Here is a 14,465-nt window from a genome sequence, read left to right as displayed (position 1 = left end):
CCCCGTGCCCGTTCCCGCGCGCCCCGGTCCGGTGCGCGGGAGCGGGCGCCCCCTCGCACGTCCCCACCGTCCCCTTCATCAGGAAGCAGGAGAGATGACCCGCAAGGACCTCACGTCCGAGAACCCCATCGCCGAGTACGACTACATCGTGGTCGGCGGCGGCTCCGCCGGAGCTGTCGTCGCCGCCCGCCTGAGCGAGGACCCGAGCCTCGAGGTGGCGCTGCTCGAGGCCGGCCCGCACGACCTCGACCACGAGGAGGTGCTGCAGCTGAAGCGCTGGCCGGAGCTGCTGGAGTCGGGGCTGGACTGGGACTACCCGATCGAGCCGCAGGAGAACGGCAACTCCTTCATGCGCCACGCCCGCGCGAAGGTGCTGGGCGGCTGCTCCTCCCACAACTCCTGCATCGCCTTCCACCCGCCGGCGGAGGACATGGACCTGTGGGAGCAGTCGGGCGCCGAGGGCTGGGGCTCGAAGGACATGATCCCGCTCATCGAGCGGCTGGAGAACAACCGCGATCGCGAGGGCGCCGGCCACGGCAGCGCGGGTCCCGTCGAGCTGATGGACGCCCCGGCCGACGACAAGCTCGGCATCGCGCTGCTGGACGCGTGCGAGCAGGCCGGGATCCCCCGCGCCCGCTTCAACGACTTCTCCACCGTCGTCAACGGCGCGAACTGGTTCCAGGTCAACCGCCAGGCCGACGGCACCCGCGCCTCCTCCTCCGTCTCCTACCTCCACCCGATCCGGGACCGGGAGAACCTGCACGTCCTCACCGGTCACCAGGTCATGCAGGTCCTCTTCGACGACGATCAGCGGGCCACGGGCGTGGAGTACATCGACAACTCCTTCGACCGCTCCTCGATCATGCACGCCCGCAAGGAGGTCATCCTCTCCGCCGGCGCGATCGACTCGCCGAAGCTGCTGATGCTCTCCGGGATCGGCCCCGCCGATCACCTGCGCGAGGTGGGCATCGAGGTGCGCGTGGACTCCCCCGGCGTCGGCGCGAACCTGCAGGACCACCCCGAGGCGGTCATCTCCTGGGAGTCGACGCAGAAGATGACGCGCGAGTCCACCCAGTGGTGGGAGATCGGGATCTTCGCCCCCACCGAGGAGGGTCTGGACCTGCCGGACCTGATGATGCACTACGGCTCGGTGCCCTTCGACATGCACACCCGCCGCCAGGGCTACCCCACCTCCCCGGAGTCCTTCGCCCTGACCCCGAACGTCACCCACGCCCGCTCCCGCGGCACGGTGCGCCTGCGCTCGATCGACTACCGCGACAAGCCGAAGGTCGATCCGCGCTACTTCACCGACGAGGAGGGCCACGACATGCGCGTGGCCGTGGCGGGCATCCGCAAGGCCCGCGAGATCGTCGCCCAGTCCGGGATGGACGCCTACCGCGGCCGGGAGCTGTTCCCGGGTGAGGACGTGCAGAGCGACGAGGAGATCGCCGAGTACGTCTCGAAGACCCACAACACCGTCTACCACCCGGCCGGGACGGTGCGGATGGGCGCGGCCGACGACGAGATGTCGCCGCTCGATCCGCAGCTGCGGGTCAAGGGCGTCACGGGTCTGCGGGTCGTGGACGGCTCGGTCATGCCGCAGCTGGTCGCGGTGAACCCCAACATCACCACGATGCTGATCGGCGAGCGCGCCTCCGACCTCATCCGAAGTGCGCAGGGCTGATCCTCACGCCCAAGCACCGATCGTGAGGAGCGTTCGCCAGGATCGCCCGCGAGGACGACGCACGAGCACGACTCACGAGCACGGTTCCTGAGCTCGGTCAACGAGCACGGCACGGGGCCGACGGCGATCACGCCGTCGGCCCCGTCTCATCTGCCGAAGGCCCACAACCTCGTCGCCGCATAGCCGCGGTACGGGCTCCAAGACGAGATCCGCGCGGCATCGGCCGACGGGTCGAGTGCCGCGAGGGTGCGGCGCAGCACCGCGTCGCCCGCCGGATATGCGTCCGCGTCGGTGCCGGCGCGCAGCGCGAGGTGGTCCAGAGTCCAGGCGCCGATGCCGTGCACCGCGGCCAGCGCCTCCCGGGGCGGCAGCACCGCGCCTTCGCCGTGCTCCGCGCACAGCACCGCGGCCTCGTGCACGGTGCGGGCGCGGGAGCCGGTCAGGCCGATCGTGGCCCGCAGCTCCGCCGGCGGGACCGCGGCCAGCGCGGCCGGGACAGGGAATGCGCGCAGCGGCGCCGCCTCACCCGCGCCCTCGTCCGTCGGCCCGGCACCGGACCTCGTCGGCCCCGCGCTCTCCTCCGTCGGCTCCGCGGTCTCCCCCGTCGCGTCCGTGCCCGTCGGCCCTCGCTCGTCGCCGCGCAAGAGCGTGCCGTAGGCGGCGACGAGCCGCGCGGCGAACAGCCGGCCGGCGGCGAGGGAGACCTGCTGGCCGAGGACGGTGCAGACCACCGCCTCGAAGGGCTGGCGGAAGCGGGTGATCCGCAGTCCCGGCCGCTCCCGCACCTGCGCGGCGAACAGCGGGTCCGCGCCGAGATGGGCGTCCACGGGTCCGAGGTCCGCGCCGAGGTCGAACCAGCGCGCGGTCAGGTCCGCGAGCGCGTCGAGGACCGCGGGGTCCCTGGACGGGGTCGCGAGGCTCGCCCCTCCCGTCTCGAGCCGCGTGGTGACCAGGTGCTGGGCGTCCTCGACCTGCACCCACCGGGTGAACGTGCCGGTCTCGAGGTCCAGGTGGTGGAGCTCGTCGACGGCGTGCGCGGCGAGGGTCGCGAGCGCGGCCCGGTGGTCGAAGGGACCGGCGACGTCGACGCGGCGCCGGGACCACGCGGCGGTATCGGGACCTGTCATGCGCGTCTCCTCGCCGCTCAGAACAGCCGCTCGGCGCTGCGCACGGCGGGCTCCTCGAGCTCGAGCAGGGCGCGCTTGCGCTCGAGGCCGCCGGCGTAGCCGGTGAGGGAGCCGTCGGCCCCGACCACGCGGTGGCAGGGCACGACGATGCTCAGCGGGTTCCGGCCCACGCACTGGCCGACGCGCTGGGCGAGGCCGCGGGATCCGAGCTGCGCGGCGAGCGCGCCGTAGGTGGTCGTCTCCCCGTAGGGGATCTCCTGCAGCAGCGCCCACACGCGTAAGGAGAAGTCGTCGCCGCCTGTGCGCAGCGGCAGGTCGAACTCCTGCCTCTGGCCGGCGAGGTACTCCTCGAGCTGCTCGCGGGTGCGGACCAGCAGCGGATCGGTGTCCGCCTCGATCGGGTCACCGAGCCGTTCGGCGCTCGGCGGATGCCAGTGCCCGGGGAAGTACAGCCCGGTCAGCGCCTCCTCGTCGGCCGAGACGGTGAGGTCTCCGAGGCGCGTGCGGAGGGTGGTGTGGCGGGGTCCGTCCATGAGGGCCTCCTCTGCTCTCTCACCACGTAGACGTCCCGGGAGGGCCGGAGGTGAGGTCCCGGCCCCGAGATGCTGTGGTGCTGCCGTGGTGCGGTGGTGCGGCGCCGGGAGCGCTTCCGCCTCGCGGTCGTGCATCCGCTCCCCTCGGGCGCGAGAATCGTCCCATGGAGTTCACGGTCGTCCTCACCATCGCCCGGCCCCGGCAGCGCGTGATCGAGCTGCTCTCGGATCCCGCCCACCACCCCTCCTGGCTGCGGGGACTCGTCGCCCACGAGCTGATCGAGGGGCGGGAGGGGCACGTCGGCGCCGTCTCCCGCGTCGAGATGCGCTCCGGATCGAGCACGATGGAGGCGCGGGAGACGATCACTCGGCGCGATCCCGAGCAGCTCGAGGATCTCCCGGCCGACGTGGTGGTCCACTACGAGCGGGAGCTCGTCGCCGAGGGCATGTGGTCCGCGGCGAAGGAGCATCTGCACGACCTCGGCGACGGCACCACGCTGTGGGAGAGCGAGAACGAGTACCGCTTCTCCGCGCTGCCGATGCGGCTGCTCGCCCCGCTGATGCGCGGCACCTTCCGGAAGCAGACCCTCGCCCACATGGAGGACTTCCGGGCCTTCGCCGAGCACGGCACGGACGTGCGCGGGGAGGAGGGGCAGCCGGGCTGAGCGCCGGAACGACCGCCGCGGTCGCCCCCCTTTGGCCGCCGCCTCTGCCCACCGGGCCGTCGCCTCCGGTCACCGGGCCGGCGCCTCCGGCGCGAACGGGCTCAGCGGGCGCCGGGGGTGTCCTGGCTGAAGGTGTTCCACCACCGATCCCCGCACTTCTGCCAGAGCGAGGTGATGAAGAACGTCTCCGCAGCCTGCTCGCCCGGGGCGCGGGCATCGGCGCGGTAGCTCAGCAGCACGGCGTCCTCCCCCACCCGCAGCAGCCGTGCCTCGGACAGCGCGAAGGACTCGGTGATCGGCCCGTCGGCCAGCTGGTCGAGATGGCGCTCGAGGTCGTTGAACCCGCCGGCGTCCAGGCCGAGGAAGTCCGCGGGCAGGAGCTCCCGCTCGGCCGCGGCGTCGCCCGTGACCTGCGCCTGCCACACCTGTTCCTCGAGCGCGAGGAAGAACTGGACGTCGTCGGGTTCCATGCGCTCATCGTGGCACGCACCCGTCCGGAGTACGCTCGCAGGGGCGGGCCCGGGGGGCGGCGCGCCGCGGGAGGACCGAGATCGTACAGGGGGCGGGGATGGCACGAGCGGACGTGGAGAAGCGCTGGAAAGAGTTCCACCGCACTGGCCTCGTGACGGTGCGGGTCAGCCCCCTCAAGATCGTGGCCATGACGCTGGCGAGCCTCGTCATGGCGATGATCCTCGCGCTGCTGGCCCTCGCCTTCTTCCTCGACGACGGCGCGACCGCGCTCAAGGGCTGGATCGGCGTGCTCTTCGCACCGCTCTTCCTCGTGTTCGCCGTCCTCGAGGCCAGGAAGTTGGCGCGGAGGAGCCAGCTGACCCTGAGTCGTCACGGGATCACGATCTCCGCGGATCGGCGGGGCGAACGCGCCCGCGAGATGGGGCTGCGCTGGGAGGAGATGACGCATGTCGAGCTCTACCGCGGCTCCCCGCAGTCCCCGAGCGACGACGTCCGGATCCACCTCGCCTCCGGCGCCGGGGCGAACGTGGAGGGCGACGTCAGCCGCGGCTATGTGAACCTGCCCGACGGCTTCGCGATGTCGAAGCGGGATCTCGCCGAGCTGCTGGAGGCGATCCGGGGCTTCCTCGCTGCACGGCGGTAGCACGGCGCACTCGCCGTCCGTCGGCCCGGCCCCTCAACCGGCAGTCGCGCGCGCGGCGAAGTCGAGGATCTCCTGCACGACGTCGTCGCGGGTGGTGGGCTCGTTGTGGACCTCGTGGCGCACGCCCGGGTAGACGCGGGTGCGCACGTCGGTGCGGCCGGCCTCGTGCAGGCGGTTGGCGACGTGGAGCGCACCCTCACCGTAGTTCGCCACCGGGTCCTGGTCGCCGGCGAGGATCAGCACGGGCAGTCCCGCGGGCAGGTCGGAGTAGAACGCCTCGGAGTTCGCCCGGTCGTAGACGTCCACGAAGCCCTGGAGGAAGCGGGCGCTCATCGGGGCGCCGAAGTTGTTGAGGGGGTCGCGGCCGTGGTCGGCGACGACGTCCTCGTCGAGCGCGACCCAGGCGGTGGGCCCGGCGCCCTCGCCGCAGCGGTCCAGGAAGCCGTCGAAGAGCTGGCCGACGAACTCCTCCGGGACCGGCTCGGCCCGCTGCGCACCTGTGGCGAGAGCGGCGAGCGCCTCCCGGTCGATGCTCGCCTCGATCCCTCGCATCTGCGCCGCGATCCCGCCCAGCACCAGACCGGCGAGCTGCGCCTGCGGTGCGGTCGCGACGACGCGCGCGATCATCGAGCCCCAGCTGTGGCCGTAGAGGACGTGCGGCAGACCCGGCAGGATCTCGCGGGCACGAGCCTGGAGCGCGAGCTCGTCCTCGACGACGACGCGCGCCGCCTCGTCCCCGGCGTCCGCCCAGATCCCCGAGCGCATCGCGGTCGCGCCGTGGCCGGCGTGGTCGCCCGCGAGGACGGCGAAGCCGTCGTCGGCGAGAGCGCTGATCACGTGCAGGTAGCGGCGGGAGTGCTCGCCGAGCCCGTGGACGATCTGCACGATCCCGCGCGGTGCGGCGGCGGGCACGTGCAGCCATGCCTGGATCTCGTCGCGATCGTTCGCGGAGGGGAGGGTGATCTCGTGCAGGGCCATGGGGTCTCCTCGTGCCGGGGCGCCGCGCCTCTGCGCACGGCCGTAGCCAGCCTAGCCGTGGGGGGTGTCGGCGTCCTCGTCAGTTGATGATCTCGGCGGCCGGTCCGCGCCGTCGCGGCAAGCGGTGAAGCAGGCGTGGTTCATGACCACGTCGTCCCGGTAGCGCAAGCGGTGGCCCGCGGTGATCAGGTCCCCCGGCCGCAGCGCCGCTCGCGTGCCGTGGAAGTACCGGGGGTGCTGGGGCTCGTCGATTCTCTCCACAGGCGGAGTGCCCGTCGCCGTCATCCGCCCAGGTGGCGGCGCAGATGGCCGCCCGTGAGGCTGTCGTCGTCGGCGGCGATCTGCTCGGGGGTGCCGCGGGCGACGAGGCGGCCGCCCGCGGCGCCGCCGCCCGGTCCCATGTCGATCACCCAGTCGGCGTTGGCGATCAGGTCGAGGTCGTGCTCGATGACCAGGACGGTCGCGCCGTTGTCGACGAGCCGGTCCAGGACGTGCACGAGGGTGCGCACGTCCAGCGGGTGCAGGCCGACGCTCGGCTCGTCGAAGACGAACACGGCGTCGCGCTGGGTGCGGCCCATCTGCCCGGCGAGCTTGAGGCGCTGCGCCTCGCCGCCCGAGAGGGCCGGGGTGTCCTCGCCCAGGGTGAGATAGCCGAGCCCGAGGTCGACCAGGGTCTCGAGGGTGCGGCGGACGGCGCGGACGTCGCCGACGAGCTCGATCGCCTCGGCGACGGTGGCGGAGAGCAGGCCGGGCAGGGTCACGTCCCCTCGCCGGATCTCCGAGGCCTCAGGGGCGTAGCGGCTCCCCTCGCAGTCGGGGCAGTCGATGTCGACGTCGGGCAGGAACTGCACGTCGAGCTCGACGCGGCCCGTGCCCTCGCAGCGCGGACAGCGCAGGGAGCCGGTGTTGTAGGAGAAGTCGCCATGGTCAGTCCGCGCTCCTGCGCGGCCGGGGTGCGGGCGAACTCTCGGCGCAGGGGGTCCAGCACGCCCGAGTAGGTCGCGACGGTCGAGCGGACGTTCACGCCGATCGGGGTCGCGTCGATGCGGTGGACGTGCTCGACCCCGTCGGCCTCGAGCGAGTGCACGTGGCCGGGCAGTTCGCGGCCCTCGCTGCTCGCACGCAGCGCGGGCACGAGCGTCTCGAGCACCAGGGTGGTCTTGCCCGAGCCGGAGACACCGGTGACCGCGGTGAGGCGGCCGCGCGGCACGGAGACGTCGAGCTCCCGGACGGTGTGCAGCGGCGCGCTCTCCAGGCGGATCGCGCCGTGCGCGAAGACGTCCGCCTCGGCGGCGCGCTCGCGCACGACGATCTCCTCGCGGCCGTCGAGGAACGGGCCGAGCCGGGAGGCGGCGTCGGCGATGATCTCCTCGACGCTCCCCTGGGCGATGACGGTGCCGCCGTCGCCGCCCGCGCCGGGGCCGATCTCGAGGATCTCCTCGGCCTCGCGCAGCAGCTGCACGTCGTGGTCCACGACGAGCACGGAGTTCCCGTCGGCGAGCAGGTCGCCGATCAGCTCGACGAGCCCGTCGATGTTCGAGGGGTGCATGCCGATGCTGGGCTCGTCGAGCACGTAGAGCACGCCGGTGGTGCGGTTGCGGACGGCGCGGGCGAGCTGGGCGCGCTGGCGCTCCCCTGTCGAGAGGGTGGAGCCGGCCCGGTCCAGGGAGAGATAGCCGAGGCCGAGGTGGACGAGACGCTCCGCCATCTGCAGGAACTCGTCCACGAGCCCGCGCGCCATCGGATGCATCTCGGAGGGGAGGGGCTCGATGATCCTCGGCGCCCAGTCCAGGAGCTCGTCGAGCGTCATCGCGGAGGCGGCGGCGAGGTCCTTCCCGTCGATCTCGGGCTCCCGCGCCGCGGGCGAGAGCCGCGTGCCCTCGCAGGCGGGGCAGGTGCGCTCGACCAGGAAGCGGGAGACGCGGGCGAGCCGTCTCTCGTCGTGGGCGCGGCGCAGCTCCTCGGTGACGGTGAGGCGGGCGTTGCGGAAGGTGAAGTCGAGGTCGTGGGCGCCCTTCTTCGAGCGGATCGTGATCTCCTTCTTCTCCTCGGGGCCGTCCAGGACGATGTCCTTCTCCCAGTCCTCGAGGTCCCGCCAGGGCACGTCGGTGCGCACCCCGAACTCGCGGGCGATGTCCGGCTGCACCTTCCAGCCGAACATGTTCCAGGGCTTCACGGCGCCCTCGTCGAGGGTCTTCGACGGGTCCGGGACCAGGGCGTCGTCGTCGACCTCGCGCACGATCCCGGTGCCCTCGCAGGCGGGACAGGCGCCCTCGGAGTTGAAGGCGAGCGCTTCGGCGCCGGGCGGGTCCACGTCCGCTCCGCACTCCGGGCAGGGATAGGGCTCCTCGGCGGCGACCAGCAGCGAGGGCGGGACGCGGTGCCCGTTCGGGCAGAGGTGGGAGGCCAGGCGCGAGTACATCAGGCGCAGCACGTTCAGCAGCTCGGTGGAGGTGCCGAAGGTGGAGCGGACGCTCGGCACCCCGGGCCGCTGGCGCAGCGCGAGCGCGGCGGGGACGTGCACGACCTCGTCGACGTCCGCGCGCGGGGCCTGCGCCATGCGTCGGCGGGTGTAGGTCGACAGCGCCTCGACGTAGCGGCGGGAGCCCTCGGCGTAGACCACGCCCATGGCGAGGGAGGACTTGCCGGAGCCGGAGACGCCGGCGATCGCGACCAGGCGGTCCAGCGGGATGTCGACGTCGAGGCCGCGGAGGTTGTGCACGCGCGCTCCGCGCACCTCGATGTGGTCGGGTCGCTGCGGCCTCGCTGTGCTCATGGCCCCACGGTAGTCGCGTGCTGCGGGGACGACGACAGGTCCGGGCGGTGAACGCCGGGCTCGCCCGGAGTTCATCGTCGGGCCACGCCCTCGTCACCCCGGAGGAGTTCACTGCCGACATGGACAGCTTCCGCTCCCCTGCCCGTCGCACCCTCCTCAAGGGCGCCGCCGCGGCCTCCCTCGCCGCGGCGGTCCCCGCCGTCACCCCGCCTGCCGCCTCCGCCGCGCCCGCTCCTACCCGCCCCGGCGCCGCTCGCCTGACCCTGCCCTCCGGCCTGCAGACCGGCGACGTCACCATGGACTCCGCCGTGCTCTGGTCCCGCGCCTCGGGCGAGGGCCGGCTCCACGCGGTCCTGCACGCCCTGGACCGTGAGGGCCGTCGCCTCACCTCCTCCTCGAGGGGCCGCGGGAAGGGCCGCGGCCGGGACGGCGAGCCGATCGTGCTGCGCGGCCCCTGGGCCACCGAGCGGACCGACTTCACCGCCCGGATCAGCGCGACGGACCTCCCCTCCGACACGCAGTACGAGGTCGAGCTGTTCTTCGAGGACGAGAACGGGAAGCGGGGCGAGGTCGGCATCGGCCGCTTCGGGACCGCGCCCGGGCACCGCTCCGACGGGGCGCAGTCCTTCGTCTGGACGGCCGACACCGCCGGCCAGGGCTACGGCATCAACCCCGAGATCGGCGGCATGTTCGGCTACGAGGCGATGCGCGCCGTGGAGCCCGACTTCTTCCTCCACGCCGGGGACACGATCTACGCCGACGGCCCGATCGAGGAGAGCATCGAGGAGCCCGACGGCACGATCTGGCGCAACCTGGTCACCGACGAGGTCGCGAAGGTGGCCGAGACGCTGCGGGAGTTCCGCGGCCGCCACAGCTACAACCTGGGGGACGAGAACGTCCGCGCGCTGTACGCCGAGGTCCCGGTCATCGCCACCTGGGACGACCACGAGACCACCAACAACTGGTGGCCCGGCGAGGTGCTGGAGGACGACCGCTACAGCGTCGTCGACGTGGACACTCTGGCCGCCCGCGGCCGACGTGCCTGGCAGGAGTACCAGCCGATCGCCGACGTGCGCTCCCTGACCCCCGGGACCGGCTTCGAGCCGGAGCGCATCTACCGGAAGATCTCCCGCGGCCCGGCGCTGGACGTGTTCGTGCTCGACATGCGCACGCACAAGGGCGAGAACACCGATGGGAGGGAGCAGCGCGCCACGTCGATGCTCGGCGAGGAGCAGCTGCAGTGGCTGCTGAAGGGTCTGCGCAGGTCGCAGGCGACCTGGAAGGTGATCCTCGCGGACCTGCCGCTGGGGATCGTGGTGCCCGACGGCGAGGGCCAGGAGTCGATCGCCAACGCCGAGGACGGCGCACCCCTGGGCCGTGAGCTGGAGCTCGCGCGCCTGCTGTCGGGGATCAAGTCCCAGCGCACCCGCAACATCGTCTTCCTCACCGGCGACGTCCACTACTGCGCCGCACACCACTACTCCCCCGAGCGGGCCGCGTTCACCGACTTCGACCCGTTCTGGGAGTTCGTGGCCGGGCCGATCAACGCCGGCTCCTTCGGCCCCAACGAGATGGACGGCACCTTCGGCCCCGAGGTGGACTTCCAGAAGGCCGGCCCCGCGATGGGCTCCCCGCGCGACGGGAAGGGGCAGTTCTTCGGCCGGGTGGAGATCGCGCCCGACGGCGAGGAGTTCACCGTGGAGCTGATCGATGCGACCGGCGAGGTGCAGTACACCCGCACGCTGACGCCGCAGCCGCGCTGACCGTCACAGGGCGGGACAGGACGGCCCGCGCTCAGCAGTCGTCCCGCTCCGCCCCGTCGGACCGGGTCGCGGGCAGCTCGCGCCAGGCCAGGAAGTCCTCCACGGACTCGAGCGGATCCGCGCCTGGTGCGCCTCGAACGCGGCACGGTTGACGAACAGCTCGGAGACCGTCCAGACCAGGGGATCCTCGGTCGGCTCGACTTCGAAGCGGAGGCATCCGGGCTCGGCGCGGGTGAGGGCGACGTGCTCGGCCAGGTGCCGGCGGACCGCCGCTGCCTCGTCGAGATCGCCGCAGACCAGTCGCCCGGCGACCTCGACGGCGCCTGTGCGGCCCTCGTCTCTCGTGCCCGCTGGCGAGATGCCGCCCATGCTGTGCTCCCTCGTCGTGCGGTTCGACCTGCCGCGAGGCCGTCAGCCGCCGCTCGGGGGAGATGGATCACTCGGCGGCGTCCCCGGGCCCCTTCGCGACGGGACCCTCGCGGAACAGGTCGGCGACCTCCTCCTCGGGGCGGGGCGCGATCGTCTCGTCATCCTCGAGGTCCGGAAGCGGGGTCTCCTCCCCCGGGCCGGGAGCGTGGTCATGGTCGGGCTTCTGGTGCGGTGCGCTCATCACGATCCTTCCGTTGCCGTGCGACCCAGGATACGTCCCGGCGGCCGCGGCGCTCGAGCCCGTCGTTAGGCTGGTGGGATGGCGACAGTTCTCCTCGTGCGGCACGGTCGCACCACGGCAAATGCGACGGGCTTCCTGGCGGGCCGAACTCCTGGCGTGAGCCTGGACGATGTGGGACGCGAGCAGGCCGCGCGGACCGGCGACAGGATCGCGGCGGTGCCCGTCGCCGCGGTGGTCTCGAGTCCGCTGGACCGCTGCCTGGAGACTGCCCGGGCCATCGTCGAGCGACAGGCGGTCGCGCCGCCCTCGTCGGTCGAGGACGGGATCACGGAGTGCGACTACGGCCGGTGGCAGGGCCGACGGCTCGACGAGCTCGCGACGGAGGACCTGTGGCGGACCGTGCAGTCGCATCCCTCCGCGGTCGTCTTCCCCGGCGGCGAGTCCATGACGGGGATGCAGGCCAGGGCGGTGGCGGCGATCAGGCGCCATGATGCGGAGATCGAGGCCGAGCACGGTCCGGGCGCGGTGTGGGTGGCAGTGAGCCACGGCGACATCATCAAGTCGGTCCTGGCCGATGCGCTCGGCACGCACCTGGACATGTTCCAGCGGCTCGAGGCGGGACCCGCCTCGGTGTCGATCGTGAGCTACGGCGCGAGCAGGCCGCGGGTCCTGGCGATCAACACCGACTCCGGCGATCTGTCCTGGCTCGCGAAGGGCGTCCACGCCGGTGATGCCGCGGTGGGCGGCGGTGCGGGAGCTCCCGCTGCCGACGGCCCGGCGCCTAGGATCGTCCCATGACCGACGTGCCCGCCCATGTTCATGAGTTCGACTGGCCGGACCGGGTCGTCATCGGGACCCTCGGGCGTCCCGGGGCCCGGACGTTCTACCTGCAGGCGCGCGCGGGGGCGCGGATCGTGAGCATCGCCCTCGAGAAGGAGCAGTCGGCCCTGCTCGCGCAGAAGATCGACGAGATCCTCGACCGGCTCCGCGAGGTCGAGGGCAACCGCTGGAGCGTGCCCACCAGCACTCCCGTCGAACTGGTCGACAACGATCCGCTCGAGACCGTCCAGGAGCAGTTCCGCGCCGGCACCATCGGCATCGGCTGGGACCCCACCACGGCCCAGGTGATCATCGAGGCGCATCCGCGCCCCGCCGACGATGAGCTCGACGAGGGGCTCGCGGAGGACTCCTTCGCCGAGGACCCGTTCCCGGAGGGCTCCGAGATGCTGAGGGTGAAGATGCCCGTCGGCACCGCCCGGGCGTTCACCCAGCGCACCCGCGAGGTCGTGGACGCCGGACGTCCCCTGTGCACGCTCTGCGGCTACCCCATCGATCCCGATGGCCACACCTGCATCATCCCCGAGTCCTGATGTCCCAGGCTGACCTGGTGACCGCCGAGCTGACGCTCACCGGTCGCCTCGCGACGGCGTCGAACGCGACGTTCCTCGGCAGGATCGGCGACGATGCGGTCGTGTACAAGCCGGTGGCGGGCGAGGCCCCGCTCTGGGACTTCCCCGGCGGGACCCTGGCCCGTCGGGAAGTGGCCTCCTTCCTGGTCTCCGAGGCCCTCGGCTGGGAGGTCGTGCCGCGCACCTGGCTGCGCGACGGCCCGTTCGGCGAGGGGATGGTGCAGCTCTGGCAGGAGCGGGACCCCGATCAGAGCCCCGTGGACCTCGTCGCGGGGGACCAGGTGCCCGACACCGGCTGGCGGGCCGTCCTCGAGGGCGAGGACCAGGACGGTCAGCGGATCGTCCTGGTCCATGAGGACTCGCCCGCGCTGCGGCGCATGGCGGTGTTCGACGTGATCGTCAACAACGCCGACCGCAAGGGCGACCACGTCCTGGCCATGGAGGGCGGGCACCGCTTCGGCGTCGACCACGGCCTCACGTTCCATCACGAGGACAAGCTGCGCACCGTCTTGTGGGGCTGGCTGGGCGAGCCTTTGACCGCCGAGGAGCTGGACGGCGTCGGCCGCGTCGCCGACGGGCTGCACGGCGAGCTCGGCGAGCGCCTCGTGGAACTGCTCAGCGCAGAGGAGCTCACGGCGCTCGCCGAGCGGTGCGCCCGGCTGCGGGAGGACGGGCTCTTCCCGGGCCCCGGCGGCGAGATGCCGGCGGTGCCGTGGCCGCTGTTCTGAGCGCGGCCACGACCTCCGGCGACACCCCCTGGCAGCGAGCGACTGCGCCGACCGCGTGTCACGCAGTCGGCGTCATCACCTCGAGACGGTTGCCGAAGCCGTCGGGCGCATGGAGGCGGACGTACCCCTCGAAGGTGTCCCGCTCCGCCCAGGAGAGCTCGTAGCCGGCGTGTTCGATGCGTGCAGCCGTCGCCTCGAGCTCGATGAGAGTGCCGAGGACGAGACCGGGATGAGCCTTCTCGGCCGGATGGAACGCGTCGTGCACGCCGAGATGGAGTTCGGCGGTGACCGCGTCGCCGTGGAAGGCACGGAACCAGCATCCGCCCCGTCCGACGAGCGACGGCGGCTTCGTCACCTCCCACACCCGGTCCTCCCTCGAAGGCGTCGGACGTTCGATAGGCATGAGCGACAGCGCGGGACCCGAAGAGCATCCGTCCGCTCTCGCCGGTACGACGAGCCAGCGGCGATGGAGTCCTTCTTCGCTCTGCGGGTCCGTAGCGTCGGTCACGCGACTTCCAGGGGCGTGATCGACGCGATCTGCTCTCCCGCGCGATCCTCAGCACGGTCCAGCTCGTAGTGGCTCTGCAGATTCATCCAGAACTCCGCCGAGGTACCGAAGTACTTCGCTAGACGCAGCGCGGTGTCCGCCGTGACCCCTCGCTTGCCGTGCACGATCTCGTTGATTCGCCGCGGCGGCACACCGATAGACACGGCGAGCTTGTTCTGCGTGATGCCGAAGCCCTCGATGAAGTCCTCCATGAGGACCTCACCCGGGTGGATCGGCTCGATCTTGTCAGTGGTAGTCAACGATCTCCACCTCCTCCGGTCCGGCGCCTGTCCACACGAAGCAGATTCGCCACTGGTCGTTGATCCTGATGCTGTGCTGCCCAGCTCGATCGCCCTTGAGAGCCTCGAGCCGATTGCCGGGCGGGACGCGGAGGTCCTCGATGGACTCCGCTGATCCCACCTGACGAAGCTTGCGCAACGCGACGCGATGGATCCTCGGATCGATCGAACGCACCCGCTCACGACGCCACAGCCGTTCGGTCTCCTTGTCGCCGAACGATCTGATCACGAA

General features: G+C 72.2%; 19 protein-coding genes. 7 read left to right on the top strand and 12 right to left on the bottom strand.

Translation table 11 applies throughout. The features are described from left to right. Positions 1–94 precede the first annotated feature (94 nt). On the top strand, positions 95–1,684 hold the full coding sequence (locus A4A78_RS07550; protein ID WP_062947683.1) for a GMC family oxidoreductase: 1,590 nt from the start codon (positions 95–97) through the stop codon (positions 1,682–1,684). Between the two features lie 146 nt (positions 1,685–1,830). Here A4A78_RS07550 and A4A78_RS07545 read toward each other — a convergent pair whose 3' ends face one another. Both A4A78_RS07545 and A4A78_RS07540 read right to left on the bottom strand, forming a co-directional pair. Further along, positions 1,831–2,811 (bottom strand): DNA-3-methyladenine glycosylase, encoded by a 981-nt coding sequence (locus tag A4A78_RS07545; protein WP_062947682.1) that lies wholly within the window; start codon positions 2,809–2,811, stop codon positions 1,831–1,833. A 17-nt stretch (positions 2,812–2,828) separates the two neighbouring features. Then, positions 2,829–3,344 carry a methylated-DNA--[protein]-cysteine S-methyltransferase gene (locus A4A78_RS07540; RefSeq protein ID WP_062947681.1) on the bottom strand — a complete coding sequence of 172 codons (516 nt, stop codon included), beginning with the start codon at positions 3,342–3,344 and terminating at the stop codon, positions 2,829–2,831. A 164-nt stretch (positions 3,345–3,508) separates the two neighbouring features. Between A4A78_RS07540 and A4A78_RS07535 the strand changes: the two genes are divergently transcribed. Next, on the top strand, positions 3,509–4,009 hold the full coding sequence (locus A4A78_RS07535; protein ID WP_062947680.1) for an SRPBCC family protein: 501 nt from the start codon (positions 3,509–3,511) through the stop codon (positions 4,007–4,009). Positions 4,010–4,110: 101 nt separating this feature from the next. On the opposite strand, the gene A4A78_RS07530 is transcribed toward A4A78_RS07535, so the two are convergent. After that, complete coding sequence (locus A4A78_RS07530; protein WP_062947679.1) at positions 4,111–4,479, bottom strand: nuclear transport factor 2 family protein; 369 nt, start codon at positions 4,477–4,479, stop codon at positions 4,111–4,113. Positions 4,480–4,577: 98 nt separating this feature from the next. On the opposite strand from A4A78_RS07530, the gene A4A78_RS07525 reads away from it, so the two are divergent. Next, the gene (locus tag A4A78_RS07525; protein WP_062947678.1) at positions 4,578–5,123 is read left to right on the top strand and encodes a hypothetical protein; all 546 of its coding nucleotides are present in this window, start codon (positions 4,578–4,580) and stop codon (positions 5,121–5,123) included. Positions 5,124–5,156: 33 nt separating this feature from the next. On the opposite strand, the gene A4A78_RS07520 is transcribed toward A4A78_RS07525, so the two are convergent. From A4A78_RS07520 to A4A78_RS07510, 4 genes are read right to left on the bottom strand one after another with little or no spacing between them, the layout of a single operon-like run. Next, entirely contained in the window at positions 5,157–6,101 is a 945-nt protein-coding gene (locus tag A4A78_RS07520) for an alpha/beta fold hydrolase (RefSeq protein WP_062947677.1), read from the bottom strand. 51 nt (positions 6,102–6,152) lie between these two features. Beyond that, positions 6,153–6,386: an NAD(+)--rifampin ADP-ribosyltransferase gene (locus A4A78_RS07515; protein WP_197466639.1), complete on the bottom strand. Its 234-nt coding sequence runs from the start codon at positions 6,384–6,386 to the stop codon at positions 6,153–6,155. Then, positions 6,383–6,862 (bottom strand): hypothetical protein, encoded by a 480-nt coding sequence (locus A4A78_RS18110; RefSeq protein ID WP_231880867.1) that lies wholly within the window; start codon positions 6,860–6,862, stop codon positions 6,383–6,385. The genes A4A78_RS07515 and A4A78_RS18110 overlap by 4 nt, the downstream gene beginning before the upstream one ends. Next, on the bottom strand, positions 6,859–8,877 hold the full coding sequence (locus tag A4A78_RS07510; protein WP_231880865.1) for an excinuclease ABC subunit UvrA: 2,019 nt from the start codon (positions 8,875–8,877) through the stop codon (positions 6,859–6,861). Before A4A78_RS07510 ends, A4A78_RS18110 begins: the two co-directional genes overlap by 4 nt. A 119-nt stretch (positions 8,878–8,996) precedes the next feature. Here A4A78_RS07510 and A4A78_RS07505 point away from each other — a divergent pair, with 119 nt between their 5' ends. Next, positions 8,997–10,640: an alkaline phosphatase gene (locus A4A78_RS07505; protein WP_062947675.1), complete on the top strand. Its 1,644-nt coding sequence runs from the start codon at positions 8,997–8,999 to the stop codon at positions 10,638–10,640. Positions 10,641–10,643: 3 nt separating this feature from the next. On the opposite strand, the gene A4A78_RS07500 is transcribed toward A4A78_RS07505, so the two are convergent. Then, positions 10,644–11,009 carry a putative quinol monooxygenase gene (locus A4A78_RS07500; RefSeq protein WP_082835221.1) on the bottom strand — a complete coding sequence of 122 codons (366 nt, stop codon included), beginning with the start codon at positions 11,007–11,009 and terminating at the stop codon, positions 10,644–10,646. A gap of 67 nt (positions 11,010–11,076) precedes the next feature. Next, positions 11,077–11,250 (bottom strand): hypothetical protein, encoded by a 174-nt coding sequence (locus A4A78_RS17775; RefSeq protein WP_156488572.1) that lies wholly within the window; start codon positions 11,248–11,250, stop codon positions 11,077–11,079. A 78-nt stretch (positions 11,251–11,328) separates the two neighbouring features. Between A4A78_RS17775 and A4A78_RS07495 the strand changes: the two genes are divergently transcribed. Genes A4A78_RS07495 through A4A78_RS07485 form a run of 3 tightly spaced genes read left to right on the top strand, consistent with a single transcriptional unit; the run spans position 11,329 to position 13,387 of the window. Continuing rightward, on the top strand, positions 11,329–12,048 hold the full coding sequence (locus tag A4A78_RS07495) for an MSMEG_4193 family putative phosphomutase (protein ID WP_197466638.1): 720 nt from the start codon (positions 11,329–11,331) through the stop codon (positions 12,046–12,048). Continuing rightward, positions 12,045–12,620: a DUF3090 domain-containing protein gene (locus tag A4A78_RS07490; RefSeq protein ID WP_062947674.1), complete on the top strand. Its 576-nt coding sequence runs from the start codon at positions 12,045–12,047 to the stop codon at positions 12,618–12,620. Before A4A78_RS07495 ends, A4A78_RS07490 begins: the two co-directional genes overlap by 4 nt. Further along, complete coding sequence (locus tag A4A78_RS07485; RefSeq protein ID WP_062947673.1) at positions 12,620–13,387, top strand: SCO1664 family protein; 768 nt, start codon at positions 12,620–12,622, stop codon at positions 13,385–13,387. Before A4A78_RS07490 ends, A4A78_RS07485 begins: the two co-directional genes overlap by 1 nt. 58 nt (positions 13,388–13,445) lie before the next feature. Here A4A78_RS07485 and A4A78_RS07480 read toward each other — a convergent pair whose 3' ends face one another. From A4A78_RS07480 to A4A78_RS07470, 3 genes are all read right to left on the bottom strand, one after another. Then, a complete protein-coding gene (locus A4A78_RS07480) occupies positions 13,446–13,742 on the bottom strand; it encodes a glyoxalase (RefSeq protein WP_197466637.1) in 297 nt (98 codons plus the stop codon). Positions 13,743–13,891: 149 nt separating this feature from the next. Continuing rightward, positions 13,892–14,194 carry a HigA family addiction module antitoxin gene (locus A4A78_RS07475; protein WP_062947671.1) on the bottom strand — a complete coding sequence of 101 codons (303 nt, stop codon included), beginning with the start codon at positions 14,192–14,194 and terminating at the stop codon, positions 13,892–13,894. Then, on the bottom strand, positions 14,181–14,462 hold the full coding sequence (locus A4A78_RS07470) for a type II toxin-antitoxin system RelE/ParE family toxin (protein WP_062947670.1): 282 nt from the start codon (positions 14,460–14,462) through the stop codon (positions 14,181–14,183). The genes A4A78_RS07475 and A4A78_RS07470 overlap by 14 nt, the downstream gene beginning before the upstream one ends. Positions 14,463–14,465 lie beyond the last annotated feature (3 nt).

Source organism: Brachybacterium sp. sponge (assembly GCF_001613775.1).
In the GTDB taxonomy this organism is placed as follows: domain Bacteria; phylum Actinomycetota; class Actinomycetes; order Actinomycetales; family Dermabacteraceae; genus Brachybacterium; species Brachybacterium conglomeratum.
This window is presented reverse-complemented; position numbering and strand designations above follow the sequence as displayed.